This is a genomic window from Chitinophaga parva (assembly GCF_003071345.1).
In the GTDB taxonomy this organism is placed as follows: domain Bacteria; phylum Bacteroidota; class Bacteroidia; order Chitinophagales; family Chitinophagaceae; genus Chitinophaga; species Chitinophaga parva.
In genome coordinates, this window is sequence record NZ_QCYK01000002.1 from 1,101,452 (window position 1) to 1,119,107 (window position 17,656).

The window sequence follows — 17,656 nt, forward strand, 5'->3', positions numbered from 1 at the left end:
GCGCCCACCCCGCTTAGCCGCCATGGGCCGGCCATCGCGGAATTGGCATATCCATTGAACCCGGTTGGGCTTACCCTACCGCTACGCTATGTTAAACAACTATCTTAAGATCGCTGTGCGCAATCTCCGGCGCAATAAGGCCTATGCTTTCATCAATGTGGCAGGCCTCAGCATTGGCCTGGCCTGCGCCATGCTGATACTGTTGTATGTGAAGGACGAAGTGAGTTTTGACCGTTTTCACCGGAACGGCCCCAATATTTACCGCGTCGTGTCCAAAGCTTCCAATGGCGCAGATGTGAATTATATGACGGCCACGGGCTTGTTGCAAGGCCCCCGTTTTGCGCAGAACGTATCTGGCATCAAGGAGTTTGTGCGCGTCAATTCGGGCAACCGCGATATCAAAACGGGTACGGATATAAAGAGCAAAGAGCTGTTGTTTGTGGATCCCAACTTCCTGTCGGTCTTCACCTTCCCGATGCTGAACGGCAACCCCGGGACGTGCCTGCGCCAACCGCATTCCATCGTGCTCACCGCAGACGAAGCCAAGCGGCAGTTCGGTACTACCAACGCAGTGGGTAAAACAATGATGATCAAGGAGGAGGATGCTTTTGTGCCATTCACAGTGACCGGCGTTACGGCAAACTGCCCGGAAAACTCTTCGCTTCAATATAACATGCTGGTGCCTTTCACGGCTAAGGAAGAGCAGATGCAGAACAGCGAATCCTGGTTCACTTTTTTCCTCAGCACCTTCGTGGTACTGGACCCCCATGCAGATCCCAGGGTGGTCTCCAACCAGATGACACGGTTCTATGAAAGGGATGCACGTGCTATTTTCACAGAAATGCTGGCCCGGTATAAGCAGGACCCCAATCAGCCTATGGGTACCTATTATCTGCAGCCCTTTGCGGATATGCACCTGAGCACTAATCTCTCTGCAACGAATGGCCTGCAACACAGCAGCAATCCCATTTACTCTTATATTCTTTCCGGCATTGCACTGTTTGTATTGATGATAGCCTGTATCAACTTCGTGAACCTTACGGTGGCACGCTCGGTAAAACGCGCCAAGGAGATCGGCATCCGCAAAGTAGTAGGGAGCGACCGCCGCCAGCTGGTGATACAGTTCATGGGAGAGTCTTTCCTGCTGTGCGGCATTGCATTTATCCTGGCGGTGCTGCTGGCACAACTGGTGCTGCCCCTGTTCAATGACCTGGCTAATAAGCGGCTCTCGCTCAGCTACCTGCTGGATGCAAAACTGGTGGCAGGCTATATCGGTATGTTCCTGCTCACGGGTTTACTGGCAGGGTTTTACCCGGCCCTGGTATTATCCGGCTACCGCCCGGTGGAAACACTCTACAGCCGGTTTAACCTGAAAGGGAAGAACTACCTGCAGCAGTCATTGGTCGTGCTGCAGTTCACCCTCGCGTCCTTCCTCATTATTGCCACCTTCACCATCTATGCCCAGTTTGATTATCTCACGAAGGCAGACCTGGGATATGACGACAGCAACGTAGTGCTGGTGAGCAAAGACAACATGCGCCATACGGAAGCAGCTGCCTTCAAAGCCGCGCTGCTCAAACACCCCGAGATAGCCATGGTGGCGCCTAAAAATGGCGGCAACTGGATGACCGGCGCACGGTTAAAGAACGATTCTGCCATCGGCTTTAACTATGAAACGGTAGATGAATCATTCCTCCCTGCACTGAAGATCCCCCTCATCATGGGCCGCAACTTTTCTGCAGACCATCCCGCTGATTCTGTGCAGTCAATTATCGTGAATGAAGCCTTTGTAAAGAAGGCCGGCTGGACAAACCCGCTGGGGGAAACGGTGAATTTCAATTTTGAGAACAATCATATCTACACGGTGATCGGGGTGATTAAAGATTATCATTTTAGCGCCCTGAACGAACAGATAAGGCCCCAGCTGTTTACCATGAAGAACACCAACCCGTACGGTATGTTCTATATCAAAATAAAACCCAATACCGCCACTACGGCCTTGAAAAATATTGAGCAGGATTTTCACCAGTATTTCCCGCTTAGCCCGTACGAATATATATTTAAGGATGCGCAGAACCTGCGTGCCTATGAATCAGAGGCAAAGTGGAAACAGATCATTTTATTCAGCGCCGTACTGACTATTTTTATTTCCTGCATTGGCTTATTTGGACTGTCTGTACTGGCGGCAGAAAAACGTACCAAGGAGATCGGTATCCGCAAAGTGCTGGGTGCCTCCGTGCAGCACATTGCCGCTAAGCTCTCCGGCGATTTTATAAAGCTGGTGTTCATTGCGCTTGTCGCTGCCGCGCCACTGGCCTGGCTGGCGGCCAATAGATGGTTGCAGAACTACCCTTACCGTATTACCTTGAACTGGGCCATCTTCGCAGGGCCGGCACTACTGGTAGTGACCATCGCGCTTTGCACCGTGAGCTTCCAGGCCATCAAAGCCGCGCTGGCAGATCCCGTGAAGAGCATGCGGACGGAATAACGCAGGAAGCACATTATACATTTCAAATGAAAAGGGCCGTATCACATTGATACAGCCCTTTCTGTTATAAACCGGTTCCGTTATATTACTTTTCCGGGATGAACAACACGGCATCCGCCACTACGGCGCCATCTGCCTTGGTGTTGCTGATCTCCACCCAGGCTTGGTTGCCCGCAGGCAGCTGGTAAGTACCCAGGTCTGCCCACTCACCGGAGGTCTGGCCTTCCACCTTTACGGTTTCAGATAAGATCTTCACGGTTTTGCTCGTCTTGCCATCGTTGATGGTAGACAAGGTTACGGCGGCATGTCCCTGCAGGCGGGGCACATAGGTGTACACGTGGTAACGGCCTGCTTTCTTCACTTCCGGCGTAAAGCGCACCTTCTTTTCAGTGGCGCCTTTGCTGTTGTCAGTGAACATGTTGGGGCCGTAGCAGCCGCGGGTATCCCTGGCCCAGTCGCCGGTGATGGTCACGTGCGTGGCATCGTCATTATCCACGAGGATCTCTGGTGTACTGTTGTCTGCCAGCGGGTTGCTGATCAGCATAGCCTGCACCTTCTTCACGTCTACCTGCTGCACGCTGGCGTGTGCGTCTATCGCCACGGCGGCGGCGGTGGCAGCAGATTGTGCCAGTACCATGAACACGGGCTCCATGCGGATGGAACCGTAGGCAATGTGGGTGGCCGAAAGGCACACTGGCACCAGCAGGTTGCTACAATCTTCCGGTTTGGGGATAATGGCGCGGTACGATACCGGGTAAGGGCCAAAGCCACCTATCTGCACATCGCCCTCGTTCTTCACCATTCCATTCACCACAATGCGCTGGCAATTGTGGGAGTCCATGGTGTACGCGGCCATACCTACACCATCTGTCACGGTTTCTTTGGCTTCGCAGTTGGCTTGTGTCATCACATAATCGCCGATCATGCGCCTTGCTTCGCGTACGTAGAGTTGCGGTGTCCAGTGGTTGTTATCCGGGTATTCATCTTTGGGGTAGCCCCATTTCAGGAATTCTGTACGCAATGCTGCCGGTACGCGTTCATCATGACCTATGAAGTACAACAAACCCTTGGTGTAGCTTTCATGCGCGGCAATGATCTTTTTGCGCGTGGCATAATCAGCCTCCGGGTAGTTCCAGTTCATGCCGATCATGTCTGTAGAGAAGGCCCCATTATTGTTGATATCCGTTTTGCCATCAGGCATCAGGTCAAACTTCAGGATGGCATTCAGGTTCTTTGCATTGATCTTAGGCAGCAGGCGGGCCAGCAATTCGTAGTGCGAGGCATCGTAGTCCGCCGGTTTGGTGATGGGGATCATGTTATCCGGTTTGTTGCTCAGGCAAATGCGGAAGTTATACGTCTGCACTTTTTTATCACCGGTGCCCTGCGGGTCCAGTTTGGCATCGCTGATGCCCCAGAGCAGGCCACTGGCGGGGTTTCCGGGTGTTTTGTAGGGATCAATGCCGTCGGGGAACTGGTGCTTTTCCCGCAGTTGTACCCCGTTGTAGGTTTCGTGGTAGGCGTCGTTGCTTTCACGGCCCACGGTATAAGACACGCCGGCTTTGGCCATCAGGTCGCCTTCATAGGAACAGTCTATGAACACCTTGGCTTTCACCGTCAGGGGGTGGGGGCCGGTCAGGGTGATCTCCGTGATGTTGCCGTTTTCTTTCTTGGCATCCGCGAGCTGGTATTCGTAGAGCACTTCCACGTTGGCCGCTTTGATATATTGCTGGAAGGTCTGTTCGGCCACGTGGGGCTCAAAGATCCATTGTTCCAGCTTGCCGTAATGTTTGCCTACGCGGCGGTAGAAGTCGCGGGAAATGCCGGTGATGGCGTATTTGTTGCCAATGTCCGTATAACCCAGGCCACCGGAGGTAAGGCCGCCCAGGTGCTTGTCCGGCGAAATGAGCAACACACTTTTATGCAATTGTTTTGCCGTGTAGGCTGCAATTACACCGGCGGAGGTGCCGCCGTACACACAGATGTCCACCTGGCGGGGTGGCGCCGCTGCAAACAGGCTGGTAGTGGCGCTGCACACCAGGGCTAGTACAAAGATGAATTGTTTCTTTAATAGCATGATAACTGGAATTAATAACCCGGGTTTTGATCTTTACCAGGGTCGATGGCTTTATTGTAATTGTATTCTGTTGTCGGGATAGGCCACAGGAGGTGTTTGTCTGCCACATCAATGCCTTTCATCGCTTTGATCACCTGCTTTACAGTACCCAGGCGCTTCAGGTCCAGCCAGTGTTTGCCTTCTGCACAATCTTCGTAACCTCTTTCTTTTACCACCAGGTTTACAAAGGCATCCAGGGTGGGGTAGTCTGCCAGTTTAAAATCCACGGTGGCATCGGGCAGCAGCGGGTTTTTCCCATAAGCGCGGCGGTGCACCATATTCAGTTTTTCCATGGCATCCGCCGTGGGGCCGTTGGCTACGCGGGCCGCACATTCCGCGTAAAAGAGCAGCACATCTGCGTAGCGGTACATGGGGTAATCATTGCCGCCGGAAGTGGTGGTGGTCTTATCGCTGAACTTTTTATTGAGGATAGTGGTAGCGCCCAGGCCGAATGTCTGGGAATACCAGTTATAAATATAACGCAGGTCGTTGTGATCCCACGCTTTCACGAAGGTATTCTTTTCAGTATCGCTGTAAAAAGTGTAATAACCACCGGGAGGATAGTAGCCGGAGTTGGGGTAGTGCGCATAAATGGGGAAGGTGAAGCCCTGGTTATTGGGGGTGCGGGAAAACTTCAGGAAGAACACTTCTTCCGGCGATCCTTCTACATCCGGACCATACAGGTTATCAAAATCACTGGCTACGGTCACGTTCACCAGGCGGAATTTCTGGCTTTCCACTACCTGTTTGGCTTCATCCTGCGCCTTGTCATACTGGTGCATGTTCATGTACACATCGGCCAGTACGGCCTTGGCAGACCATTTCGTGGGCGCGCCGGGCAAGCGGCCGGTTTCCTGCAGGCCGGTTTCTGCAGCGGTGAGGTCGTCCACGATTTGCTTGTACACCTCATCCTGGCTGGCACGGGGCAGGTCCTGCTGCTCCATGTTGGCTTCCGTGCGCAGGGGTACACCTGCCCAGTTGCGCACCAGGTGGAAGTACACCAGGCCGCGCATGAACTTTGCTTCCGCAATAAAGTGCGTAGCATCGTCCTGGCTGATGTTCTTGCCCAGCGGGGTTTTCTGGATCACGATATTGGCATCGCGGATGGCTTCGTAAAAGCCGCTCCACATGTTATTGATGCGGGTAATGTTGGTATTGTCCAGTCCCTGGTAATTATTCAGCGGTGCATGGCTGCCCCGGCCATACATATACTCCGTGTAGATCTCTAACTGGGTTTGGTACAAAGCCGCCATGGTACCGTCTTTGCGCAGGGGTACATAGATGGCGTTCAGGCCTGCCTGCACTTCTGCGGAGGTGTTATAAAAATTACTGGCTGCAATGGCCTGCGGTTTTTCTTCCAGCAGCTTGGAGCAGGAAGTGCAAAAGAGCAGGCAGCATATGAATGCAAGATTATATCTCATACGAGGAATTGTAACGGTGAAAGATTTAGAAACCACAGCGGATGCCGAAGGTCACGGATTTAAAGGCCGGGTAGGTGGTGTAGTCAATGCCCTGCATTACCTGGCTGGTGCCGGTGTAGGCGTTGATCTCCGGATCGTACCAGGAGTATTTGGTCAGCGTGATCAGGTTTTGCCCACTCACATATACCTGTGCTTTTTTGAACCACTTCATGGCATCGCCCTTGAAAGGAATTGTGTAAGCCAGCTGTATGTTCTTGAAGCGCAGGTAAGAACCATCTTCTACAAAGCGGTTGGAAATATTGCCGGAGAGTGTATTAGTGATCTTCGGGTATTTCGCATCTGTATGGTCCGGTGTCCAGTGGTCTGTAGCTACGGCGGCCGGCAAGTTCAGGCCCATGCCCAGGTCCAGCGTGGCGGCCTGGTTCAGGTTGAAGATGTTATTGCCCTGGGAGCCCTGTATGAACACGGTCAGCTCAAATCCTTTGTACGTGGCCACGGAGTTAAAACCGTAGATGAATTTAGGATTCGGATTGCCGATGTAGGTTTTATCCGCGGCATTGATGAGGCCATCCTTGTTGCGGTCTTCATACTGGATGGTGCCCTTGTCTGTGTAGCCGGTTTCTTTATAACCGTAGAAGATGCCAAAAGGCTGTCCTTCACGTAACAGGTTCACATAATCATTGATAGAACCGGTGTACACAGGGGTGCCGTAGATGTCCTGTCCATTGTACAGTTTCACCACTTTATTGCGGTTAAAGGAAATATTGGCGCCTACATTCCAATGTACTGCGCGGTCCAATACCGTAGCATCTGCGGCGTATTCCATACCGCGGTTGCTGATCTCACCGATGTTCTGTACCGTGGTCTGGTAACCCATGGAAGCCGGCAGGGACACGGTGTTCAGCAGGTTCTTGGTACGTTTGTCATAGAAGTCTGCCGTTACGTGCAGTACGCCGTGGAGGAAGCTGGCATCCACACCAAAGTCGCCCTGGTAGGTAGTTTCCCATTTCAGATCGCCGGGCAGCTGGCTGCCGGGAGCATACCCGATATGCTGGCCATCGCCAAACACGGTGGTGGAGGCAGTGAGCAGGTTCAGGGTCTGATAAGCGCCTATGGCGTTACTGCCACTCACGCCATAGCTGGCCCTTACTTTCAGGTCATTGATCACCTGGGAGTTGCGGAGGAAGGGCTCGTTGGATACCCTCCAGGCAATAGCGGCGGAGGGGAAATTGCCCCACTGGTTGCCTTTGGAATAACCGGAATAACCATCCCGGCGCATGCTCACGGTAAAGAGGTATTTATCATCCAGGGTATAATTGAGGCGGGCCAGGTAAGAGATGATGGCCCATTTGTTATAGCTGGTGCTGGGAATGCCCGGTGTGCCGGCGCTCTGGAGGTTGCCGGTACCGGTTACATCACTCAGGAAACCAATGCCGGAGCCCAGCAAGGTGGTATTGGTATTTTCCTGGTAGGTGATACCCGCAAGCGCGTTGATCGCGTGGCGGCCAAAGGTCTTGTTATAGGTGGCCACGTTTTCGTTGAGCAGGTTAGTGGTCTGCGCAGTGCTTACAGAAGCGCTGCCCACGGAGTTGTTAGACGGCTCAATATTGGAATGCTGGTCGCGGCGGTCATCTGCATTGTTCAATCCCCCGGAGATGCGGATGGCCAGGCCATCCAGGGGCTTGATGGTGATGGCTGCATTGGTAAATACGCGGTTGCGTTTTAACTGGTTAGACGTTTGATTGATGGTCATCACCGGGTTGATGATGGCATTGGAAATAAAAGGATAAGCCGTGTTCAGGCGGCGGTATCCACCGTTCGGGAGGTAAGGGGACAACGTGGGCGGCGCCATCAGCATACCGGATACCACGTCGCTGCCGCGGTTGCCCAGCAGGCTGGTTTGCTCGTTGCCACCGTATTGTACCAGCGTAGCGTTGTAAGACACGGTGAAGATCTTGCTGATATCGTGCTCAATGCTGCTGCGCAGGGAATATCTTTTAAAGTTGGAATTGCGGATGATGCCGTCCTGCAGGAAAGCCCCTGCAGATACGGAAAAGCGGGTCTTTTCAGAACCGCCGCTCACTGTAGCAGAGGTGGTGGACAAAGGTGCATTGCGCAGCACCAGGTCCTGCCAGTCTGTGCCCGGTGCGGAGCCCAGGGAGTCTATCTGTTGCTGGGTGAAGTAAGGCGCCAGGTTATCATTGGCCGCCTGCTCGTTATACAGCTTGGCATATTGCTGTGCATTGAGGAGCTTCATTTTCTTGGTTACGGACTGGATGCCGTAGCCGGTATTGAAATCCACGCGGGTGCGGTCGTTCTTTTTACCACTGTTGGTCGTGATCATCACAATGCCATTGGCGCCACGGGAGCCGTAAATGGCGGTGGAAGAAGCATCTTTCAGGATCTCCATGGAAGCAATATCGCTGGGTTGCAGGAAGTCAGGGTTGCCATCATACGGGAAGCCATCCACGACGTACAGCGGCTCATTGCCACCGAGGATAGAGTTAGTACCGCGGATGCGCACCGTTACCGGGCCACCGGGTGCGCCATTGGTTTGCACCACGCGTACTCCGGGCGCGCGCCCGCTGAGCGACTGCATGGCATTGGATACGGGCTGGCTGGTCACATCAGCGCCTTTTACCTGCGATACCGCGCCGGTAAGGTCCGATTTCCTCACCGTGCCGTAACCGATCACCACTACTTCGGTGGTGGTGTTTACAGACAGTTTCAGCACGATGGTGAGCGGTGCATTGCCATTGGCCACCACTTCTTTATTTTCATAACCAAGGTAGGATACCACCAGTACGGCGTCATTGGGCGCATTGAGCTGGAAGCTGCCGTCTGCCGCGGTAGCCGTACCTGCCTTGCTGCCTTTCACCATTACCGAGGCGCCGGGTAAAGGGTTGCCCTGTTCATCCGTTACCTTTCCCCTGATCATGGCCAGCACGGGCGCGTCGGCACGCGCAGCCTTTTCATCGCGCGATTCGATCACGACGTTCTTGCCCACTATGGTGTAGGTGAGGTGCTGGTCCTGGAGGCAGAGGCTCATTACTTTTTCCAGGGAGGCTGCCTTTGCTGCTATGCTCACATTGGGCGCCTGGTCCACCAGGCTGTGATCAAAGAAGAAGGCGTAGCCGGTCTGTTTTTCAATAAGCCGGAATATTTTTTTGAGTGGAGCATTTTTTTCTGAAAGGGTGATATCCTGCGAGTACCCTTTTGCAGTTACCTGCAAGCATGCGGCTAATAAAATGATCGCAGTCAGTTTCATAACGAGGAATGTTTTGGCCAGCCCGGGTGGTTGAAAAGCCGGGCGCCTGATAGCACTAAAATTCATACTTTTGATTTGTTTGGGTAATAGAATCCCCTCCCGGTAATGTACCAGGTGTGGTGAGGTCGCGGAACGATTTCAACTGTTGCCCAAATACCTGCCGGGAGTGCTCCAACACTTCCGGTTTTTTTTAGGCAGCAAAGTGGTTTGGTTTGGATTTACTTTTTCATAACGTGAATGTTTTGTTTCATGGCATAACGGTGATTTTTTTGTTGTCTACTTTAACGTGGATCTTGCTGAGCTCCAATATCCTGATAATGTCTTCAATGCTGCTGCTGCGGGAAATGTGGCCACCAAACTCACGGTCCGGGATGGTGCCCTGGTAGGTTACATCCAGGTCGTACCAGCGGGAAAGCTGGTTCATGACGCCGCTGATCTTCTCGTGGTTGAACTGGAAGTAGCCGTTTTTCCAGGCCACCACTTCATCCATATCCACATCGTCCTTTACCGTGATCTGGCCACCGGTGTGGATCTGGGCCTGCTGGCCGGGGCGCAGGCGGGCCTCTCCCTGCAGGGATTTCACCTTTACCGCGCCCTCCAGCAGGGTGGTCCTGGTAAAGGCTTCGTCGCCGTAAGCGGAGACATTGAAGCTGGTGCCCAGTACTTGCACCTCTGAACTATTCACAACTACTTTAAAAGGATGGTTGGCCTGCTGTGCTACCTCAAAATAAGCTTCCCCGCTCAGTTCCACGCGGCGATCCCCGGGGCCAAAACTGGTCGGATAATGCAGGTCGGAAGCGGCGTTCAGCCATACTTTGGTGCCATCAGAGAGGGTAATGCGGAACTGGCCGCCCCGGGGCACATGGAGGTTATTATATTGTAAGGTCGTTGATGCGTTCCCGTTAGCGGTGTAAGTAAGTTGCCCGTTGCGCTGCTGCGTGATCCGGCTGTTGCCTTGCAAGGCCAGGGCACCGCTGCCGGTACTGTCCAGCGGTACCTGGGTACCATCTGCCAGGGTGAGCACGGCTTTGTTGGTGCCGGGCTTCACAGCCAGGGAGGTACTGGTGGCGGGTTTGCTGGCCGGTTTTACAGGAGGTGTGTATTGCTGTGTAAAATAATAAGTGCCGGCCGCTACCCCTGCCAGCAAGGCGGCAGCGGCTACCCATTTGCGGATGGTATGTAAAGAACGGGGGCGATGGATGGCCGGTGGGGGTGGTTGCAACCGTTCCCAAACCTTTTCCAGGGTAGCCGGGTCTGTGTGCCCGTGGGCGGTGGTATCTTGCAGCAGGGCCGCCATGGCGGTATCCCACTGTTCGCGGTGTTCATCGGTGCGGAGGGTTTCCAGCAGCGCGGAAAGCTCTGTTTCAGTCAGTTCATCATTAATGTATCTCCTGATCAGCGCTGCAAGGGTGGATGATTCCATAACGTGGTGTTGCGGCATTTGGGAGGCCGTACATTAACATTGACGCACGAGTGGATAAAAGGGAGGTGCCGGAAATGAAAAAAAATTAATGGCCCAGGAAAATGCCCAGCAGCACGGGGAGGGTGTAGTGGGAGAGCACCTTGCGGAGCGTGGCCAGTGCCTGTACCAAGTAGCTTTTGATGGTAACGCGCGATACGCCCATGATGAGGGCGATCTGTTCATGGTCCAGTCCCTGGAAGCGGCTAAGGCAGAAGGCGCGTTGCTGCTGGGGAGGCAGTTGTTGTACGGCGCGCTGCACCTGCAGCTCCAGGTCCCGGGAGTAGATGGCCGCTTCCCCGCTCTGGTGGCGGATTTCCTGGAAGTACTGGCGGAGGTATTGTTCATAGTGGTCCTGGCTGCTCAGTTTGCGCAGGCGGCTGTAGATCTTGTTGCGGGCGCTTACGAAGAGGAAGGCCTGGAGGTTGTCGATGCCGGTGAGCTGGGTACGTTTTTCCCAGACCATGGCAAATACGTCCTGGGTGATGTCTTCTGAAAGGTCTGGCAGTTTGGTGAGCTGGAGGGTGGAGGAGTAGATGGCGTCCCAATAGCGTTCGAAGAGCAGGCGGTATGCGGCTGCGTTTCCGGCGGCGAGGCTTTGCAGCAGCGAGGCATCGGTGTCATTAGTGGTAGGCAGCATCATTCACACCCGCTGGATTTTGGTTTCAGTGGCAAGTGGATTAAAAGTAGTAAAAATTTGCAGGGAATTTTAATTCTTTCAGGTGGACGTGGTTGCTTTATTTATTGCGAAACTATTAATCGTTACCGATTAGTTGGTCCATCAGTCCCCGGCAATCAAGTTTTCGCCAATTTTCCCCATATGTTTCTGCTAACGTTACCAATCCTAAAAGGGAAAGAGGACTGGCGGCATAAACAATCAAATCCTCTTTTTTTGCGCTCCATCCCACAATATTTTCACTTTCATCAAGCTCCGGCTCAATAACATATTTTTTTTCTTTCAAAAGATAAAATGCAGGTTCCCATGTATTGGCTGCTTCGGCTATTTGCATATTTTTAAGATTAGTTGCAAGCTTTGAAAAACGTTCCGTCAATCTCGCCTTCAATAAGAATTTCCATATTTGTTTTCATGATGTTTTTGACGTTGTTTGCATCTTTCATTAATTTTTTATTGCCACTGTTTTTCATAGCATCATAGACCGATTCAGGCGTGTGGATTTTTATTTTTCCATTTTTTTCAAGCGGCTCGAGGTCGCCACGGAAAATTTTTCGTGTTTTGCCAAACTTTTGTGCTTTGCCTTTATTCTCAGAGAAGGATGTAAAGCGGCTGGTTTCTCCATCAGAAGCTCTCCTGACATGTTCCCACGGCGTTGTGATATCTGCATTTCCTCCTAGTGGCGTGCCAACATTGCCTCCAGTATAGTAATCATCTCCTCTGAATAAATATGTTCCTTCAAGTCCTAATGGATCTATTTGTGCATTAGTATCGGAGACATATTTATACTGGTTTAACCCACCTCTTATTTTAATTGGGTCTTTACTAAGAAAAGTACCCTCTTCTGCGGAATAGTACCTGAACCGGTTATAATGCAACCCCGTCTCCACATCCTCATACTGTCCCTGGTACCTGAATGGACAATCTCCTGCCTCACCCATCCCTAATGTACGTGCTTTGCCATAAATATCCAGCTCACACCCCCATGTTTTATTACCCTGCGCATCATACATCTCTACCGGTGTGCCCAGGTAATCTGTAACGATAGTATCACTCCCCGAGGCCCTGAGCTTCGCCGCAGGCGCAAACCCATCTTCCTCAAACACCCATGTAATAAGCCCCTCCACCGGCTCAGTCCCTGCTACCTGTAGCTGCCCCATCTCGTCCAGTGTGCAAGCAGGCCGGGCATCCAGTGCGTACCGCCATTCATGCAGCGGCACATTACCGTCCCATACCCAACGTGTGACCTGTCCTTCCGCGATCTTACTCACCCGGCGGCCCAGGGCGTCGTATTCGAAAGAAATAACTTCACCATCCGGCCGCGTTACCGTCCGCAGCATGCCGTTGCTGCACCAAGTATACTGCCATACAGCCCCGGTGTCACTTGTCCTGCGCTGCAGGTTGCCTTCAGCGTCGTGGGCATACGTCCAGCCGTTTGCCCGGGCCAGCTGGCCTCCTGCGTGGTAGCGCCGGTCCTCCCGTTGTGGGTTGCGGTATAGGTTACCCACGGCATCGGGTGATTTGTATTGTTTGCGGCCGTCTTCAAATTCCGCCATGGCCAGGTTACCAAAATCATCGTGGGTGTAATTTACCTGGCCGTTGTTCAGCTCATTCAGCATAGACACCAGGCGTTCATTGGCATTCCAGGCATACCTGCGTTTACGCAGGTCTTTATTTCCTTTGTGTATTTTATGCCGGAGCGGATGACCTGCATGGTCATATTCAAATGACGATATAATCCCTCCCGGCAGCCAGCGCTCCGCTTCGAGGCCCAAGACATTGTACCCAAAATCCGCCTGCCAATGCTGATCCTCCATGTCCGCCTGTAACCGTGCTACCTGGCCCATAGGCGTGTAATGCAGGTGTATGGCGGCTCCCAGGCTGCTGTGGATGGCCGTTCGTTGATGCTGGCGGTTATATATACTGTGCACCGTATGTGCCTGGCCCGCCACCACGCTGCGTTCCAGTACCACTCGTCCCATGTTGTCGCGCTCAAGGGATATGGTGGCCTGCTCGTTCGTCGCCTCAATAAGCTGCCCGTTCTTATTATAGTTGAAGATCTCCCAACTGCCGTCACTGTACTCGCACCTCGCCACGCGGCCGGCAGCATCATATTCGTAGAGCGTGTGCCGGCCGCCGGGGTGCGTCACTTGTTTTATCCATCCGTTTTCCAGTCGTTCATATTGCCGGGTAGTGCCGTCAAAACCTGTTTCGCTGATGATCCGGCCCCGGTCATCGCGTTGAAAGCGGTATGCTTCATGGTGCTCATTCACGATTTTCAATAACTCTTCCTGCCCGTTGTAAAGGAATTGCAGGGTGCGATGGCCTTCCTTGCGCTGGTGGAGGCTGCCCAGCGGCGTGTAAGAAAAGTGCACATCGTGCTGGCTGTCCTGTGCTTTGATTACATCGTCATAAGCGTTATAGTCCAGCCACACAATATTGCCATCTGGTTGCTGGATGCGGGTTACACGGCCCAGCAGATCGTACAGGAATGACTGCACCCCGCCGGCCGCATTGACGGCGCGGATGCAGCGGCCCAGGCCATCGTAATGCCAGGTGTCTGTGCTGCCATCCGGGCGGCAAAGCGCAGTGAGGTTATAGGCGGTATCATATTTAAAAGTAGTGCGCCGGCCATCTTCTTCGCAGATAGCCGCCAGCAAATGGTCTGCATTGTACTCGTAAGTGGTCATGCCGTTATCCGCGCGGATCAGGGTTTGCAGCAATCCCTGCGTGTTATAGACCCGCACCGTGTGATGGCCGGCTGCATCGGTGTGCAGGGTTACACGGTCGTTTTCATCGTACATGAATTTTTCCAGCGCGCCATCCGGCCGTTGTATGCTGGTGCAGTTGCCCCGTTCATCATAACTATAACCGGTAACGTGACCTGCTTCATCTATATCGCGGAAGCGTTCTTCAAACGCGGTGTAGTCTATAAAACGGTGTGCACCGGCTGCGGTGATCTGTGTGATAAGATGGTGCTCATCATAGTGATATGTAGTGCTGCGGCCCAGGCCATCGGTAATGATGTTATAGCCGGGGTGGTAGTCAAGCTTTACTTCCAGCAGGCCATGATCGCCCCAGCTGTGGATGCAGCGGCCATTTTCGTATTGCCAGTAAAAAGATTGCCCGTTACGGTCTGTTTTTTTAACCAGGCGGTGCGCTTCGTATACCAGCCGGGTAGCCTGGTGCAGTGCGTCTTTGATCTCGCAGAGGTCACCTGCTTCATTGTACATGTACTGCACCAGCGGATGTACTTTCCCGCTTTTCTCTGCCACCCGCACGGCGGTAATGCGGTGTTTATGGTCTGTGGTAACGTGTATCATACGGCCGGTACTATCACGTATGTAAGCCAGTTGATCGTGGTGGTAGGCGATGTTGATGGAGAAACCTTGTTCATTGAAAATGGCGGACAGCCGGTATTCATCCGTTTTTTCGGGATGCGGTTTCAGGAGATAACGCAGTCTTGTTTTGTGCTGTACCAGTTGATAGTGATCTACCTCCCGCTTCAAGGTAAGCTTTTCGGTACGGAGATAATATTGTTCTCCCGGTTGCAGCAGTGGAAAGCCTACGCCACGGCCATCTGGCAGCAGCACGGCATTATAATCACCGCAGCATTTCAACTGCGTATCGAAAGGAATGGTATAGCCATGGCCCAGCAGGCCTGTATAGCGGCTGTCACTGTACCATGCGCGCTCCCACTTCAGTGGCAGGGGACCGGGTAGTTCAAAATCGCAGCCGGTGTATTGTACTACGCCTGTCACTACGTTTACCGGGTCGCCGCAATGGATGGTTTTATCTGCTTCTTTTTCCAGGGTGGATCCCAGGTCGTCTGTTACCTGTTTTGCAGGTTTTTTAAAGAAGGATCCGGCTTTCTTCAGCAATGCACTGAAGCCATAAGATGCCAGCAGATTAATAGCCGCACCGGTGAGGTCGGGCACCATTGGCCCGCCTACCAGCACGGGGTTGCCCTTTGGAATTGGAATACTAAAGGACGTGGGTGCAAACAACGAAAATTTCGGGGTGTATTTCTCACCTGCATGCGCAGATAGCGGGATGCCCACATCATTGCAGGACATAACACTGTAAACGCAGGGCGACAGTCTCCTGCCTTCTGCAAAGGTGTGCAGGCTCCCGAAGAAATTCACAGATTCATGGGCAATGAGCGGTGCTTCCGCGAATGCGCCCACCAGTGGTATATGCTGCCCTGAGAACAGGAATCCACTGGTGTCTGATACGCCACGGGGTACGCGGTTTACAAACACGGAAGCGCCGATAAAAGGGATGTAATCCACCGGGTCGGCGATCATGCCTATGAACGGGTGCAATGGATTGAAAGGCGGCGTTGTAGTAAAATGGGAATCTATGCCAACAACAAGTGTGAAATGCTGATTAACAGGGTTCATAACAAAATACAGTTACAGCGCGGTGTCAGACGCTTACAGATTGGTTTGTCAAAAGGAGATCGCAGAAACTGGTTTTTCAGGGGCCATAAAACAATCGGGGTAGGATAGAAACGATGTGTTACGGGTACCAATGGGCGCTAAAGTAAATACTTTTTAAAAATTATGAACAATTGGTAGGACTATTAACAAATATAATTTGGATGTATATAAAGAAATGAATATTGGCGAGGCAGTGTTGCATGGCCGGCAGGATATCCTGCCCGTAACGGTGGAGCGGTAAATTGGGCATACCAGCAGCATGGAGGTTCGTGATGGATAGCCACTTTTTTGTCCAAAAAAAATAAATTTGGACAAAATTTGGTTTGGGGGAGAGAAGTTTTGGACAAAAGAAGTAAATTAGACAAAATTTTGATGAAAAATGTCTAAAAAGGACGCGGTTGCCGCTGAGCTAAGAGAGATCAGAGACATGATCAGGGATTCCTACACCGGATTGACCTTTGAGCAATTGAAAAAACGGCTTTCGTTTCAGGTTAGTGACAAGACATTGAAGCGCCGGATAAGCAGCCTTCTTGACCTGAAGGAAATAAGCCAGGAGGGTGGACAAAAGCAGCGCATATATAAAAATGAATCTCCCGTAGTGCTGGCAGACATGTCCTTCATGCTGGAAGAAGAAGGCGCGCGCTTTAATGAAGACCGGTCATTAAATCTTAGTGGAGAAAGCAGGTCATTGTTGGCTTATTTTGACATTCCTGCCAGGAACAGGAAGGCAGCAGGCTATAACCCGGATTTTTTGAAATCATATACCCCTAATCATACAAGCTATCTGACACACCAGGAAAAACAATTGCTGGCTACAACAGGTGTAACCACGCATCTTCTTGAACCAGCAGGTACATACGCCCGGCAGGTGCTGCAACGCCTGCTGATAGATCTTTCATGGAACTCCAGCAGGCTGGAAGGAAATACTTACAGCTTACTGGATACAAAGCGCCTGATTGAACAGGGTAGTATGATGGAAGGAAAGTCCCTGGTAGAAACCACTATGATCCTGAACCATAAGGATGCCATTGAATTTTTGGTGGATGGAGAAGATGATATAGGGTTTAACAGTTACACAATTAAGAACCTCCATGCCATCCTCTCCAATAACCTGTTACCTGCGGCGGCATCCGGACGGATCCGGAGCCATGCGGTGGGAATAGCACAGTCAACATACAAACCCATCGCAACCACTCAGCAACTGGAGGAGCTTTTTGACCTCATGCTGGACAAGGCGGAGGCTATTGAAGATCCATTTGAGCGGTCTTTTTTTATCATGGTACACTTGCCTTATTTGCAACCGTTTGACGATGTAAATAAACGCGTCTCCCGGTTGGCTGCCAATATTCCGTTATTCAAGGCAAATCTATCGCCTTTAACTTTTGTAGGGGTGCCCAAGGAATTATACGTCAAAGGGCTATTGGCAGTTTATGAGCGCAACGATATCAGGCTGCTGAAGGAAATCTTCATGTGGGCATACCAACGGTCTGCAGATAGCTATGCGGCGATTAGGCAGGCCGTTGGAGAACCAGACCTGTTCAAGCAACAACAACGGGCAAAAATCAACGAGATCGTTCGCCGTGTTGTCATTGGAGCAATGGGTCAGAAAGCAGCCAGCGAAGCAGTTATTCATGCCGCAACAGCCCTGGGCTCTCAAAAGGGGCAGGAAAGGTTTATTGAAGTGGTAAGCACGGAGATACTTTCCCTCCATGACGGTAATTTTGCGCGTTACCGGATCAGGCCATCCGAATTTAAGGCCTGGAAAGAAAATTGGGATAGAATGCCAGGGTGA

General features: G+C 52.2%; 9 protein-coding genes. 2 read left to right on the plus strand and 7 right to left on the minus strand.

Features of this window, described 5'->3' with window-relative positions; genetic code table 11:
* Positions 1 to 88 precede the first annotated feature (88 nt).
* Complete coding sequence (locus DCC81_RS14805; protein ID WP_108687388.1) at positions 89 to 2,488, plus strand: ABC transporter permease; 2,400 nt, start codon at positions 89 to 91, stop codon at positions 2,486 to 2,488.
* Between the two features lie 85 nt (positions 2,489 to 2,573).
* Here the strand turns inward: DCC81_RS14805 and DCC81_RS14810 are convergent, their stop codons facing one another.
* The 7 genes from DCC81_RS14810 to DCC81_RS14840 all read right to left on the minus strand — a co-directional run bounded on the left by DCC81_RS14810 (position 2,574) and on the right by DCC81_RS14840 (position 15,825).
* A complete protein-coding gene (locus tag DCC81_RS14810) occupies positions 2,574 to 4,562 on the minus strand; it encodes an FAD-dependent oxidoreductase (RefSeq protein ID WP_108687389.1) in 1,989 nt (662 codons plus the stop codon).
* 11 nt (positions 4,563 to 4,573) lie between these two features.
* Positions 4,574 to 6,022, minus strand: a complete 1,449-nt coding sequence (locus DCC81_RS26135; RefSeq protein ID WP_108687390.1) for a RagB/SusD family nutrient uptake outer membrane protein — start codon at positions 6,020 to 6,022, stop codon at positions 4,574 to 4,576.
* A 25-nt stretch (positions 6,023 to 6,047) separates the two neighbouring features.
* Positions 6,048 to 9,290, minus strand: coding sequence for a TonB-dependent receptor (locus DCC81_RS14820; RefSeq protein WP_108687391.1), 3,243 nt, complete (start codon positions 9,288 to 9,290; stop codon positions 6,048 to 6,050).
* A gap of 247 nt (positions 9,291 to 9,537) precedes the next feature.
* Positions 9,538 to 10,713: a FecR family protein gene (locus DCC81_RS14825; RefSeq protein WP_165806595.1), complete on the minus strand. Its 1,176-nt coding sequence runs from the start codon at positions 10,711 to 10,713 to the stop codon at positions 9,538 to 9,540.
* An 85-nt stretch (positions 10,714 to 10,798) separates the two neighbouring features.
* On the minus strand, positions 10,799 to 11,392 hold the full coding sequence (locus DCC81_RS14830) for an RNA polymerase sigma factor (RefSeq protein ID WP_108687393.1): 594 nt from the start codon (positions 11,390 to 11,392) through the stop codon (positions 10,799 to 10,801).
* A gap of 112 nt (positions 11,393 to 11,504) precedes the next feature.
* Positions 11,505 to 11,759 (minus strand): hypothetical protein, encoded by a 255-nt coding sequence (locus tag DCC81_RS14835; RefSeq protein ID WP_108687394.1) that lies wholly within the window; start codon positions 11,757 to 11,759, stop codon positions 11,505 to 11,507.
* A gap of 10 nt (positions 11,760 to 11,769) precedes the next feature.
* On the minus strand, positions 11,770 to 15,825 hold the full coding sequence (locus DCC81_RS14840; RefSeq protein WP_108687395.1) for an RHS repeat-associated core domain-containing protein: 4,056 nt from the start codon (positions 15,823 to 15,825) through the stop codon (positions 11,770 to 11,772).
* Between the two features lie 418 nt (positions 15,826 to 16,243).
* Between DCC81_RS14840 and DCC81_RS14845 the strand changes: the two genes are divergently transcribed.
* Positions 16,244 to 17,656, plus strand: coding sequence for a Fic family protein (locus tag DCC81_RS14845; RefSeq protein ID WP_108687396.1), 1,413 nt, complete (start codon positions 16,244 to 16,246; stop codon positions 17,654 to 17,656).

Excerpts from the sequence above, each read along its gene's own strand:
- DCC81_RS14805 (WP_108687388.1), top strand. The coding sequence starts at position 89 with ATGTTAAACAACTATCTTAAGATCGCTGTGCGCAATCTCCGGCGCAAT.
- DCC81_RS14810 (WP_108687389.1), bottom strand. The coding sequence starts at position 4,562 with ATGCTATTAAAGAAACAATTCATCTTTGTACTAGCCCTGGTGTGCAGC.
- DCC81_RS26135 (WP_108687390.1), bottom strand. The coding sequence starts at position 6,022 with ATGAGATATAATCTTGCATTCATATGCTGCCTGCTCTTTTGCACTTCC.
- DCC81_RS14820 (WP_108687391.1), bottom strand. The coding sequence starts at position 9,290 with ATGAAACTGACTGCGATCATTTTATTAGCCGCATGCTTGCAGGTAACT.
- DCC81_RS14825 (WP_165806595.1), bottom strand. The coding sequence starts at position 10,713 with ATGGAATCATCCACCCTTGCAGCGCTGATCAGGAGATACATTAATGAT.
- DCC81_RS14830 (WP_108687393.1), bottom strand. The coding sequence starts at position 11,392 with ATGATGCTGCCTACCACTAATGACACCGATGCCTCGCTGCTGCAAAGC.
- DCC81_RS14835 (WP_108687394.1), bottom strand. The coding sequence starts at position 11,759 with ATGCAAATAGCCGAAGCAGCCAATACATGGGAACCTGCATTTTATCTT.
- DCC81_RS14840 (WP_108687395.1), bottom strand. The coding sequence starts at position 15,825 with ATGAACCCTGTTAATCAGCATTTCACACTTGTTGTTGGCATAGATTCC.
- DCC81_RS14845 (WP_108687396.1), top strand. The coding sequence starts at position 16,244 with ATGTCTAAAAAGGACGCGGTTGCCGCTGAGCTAAGAGAGATCAGAGAC.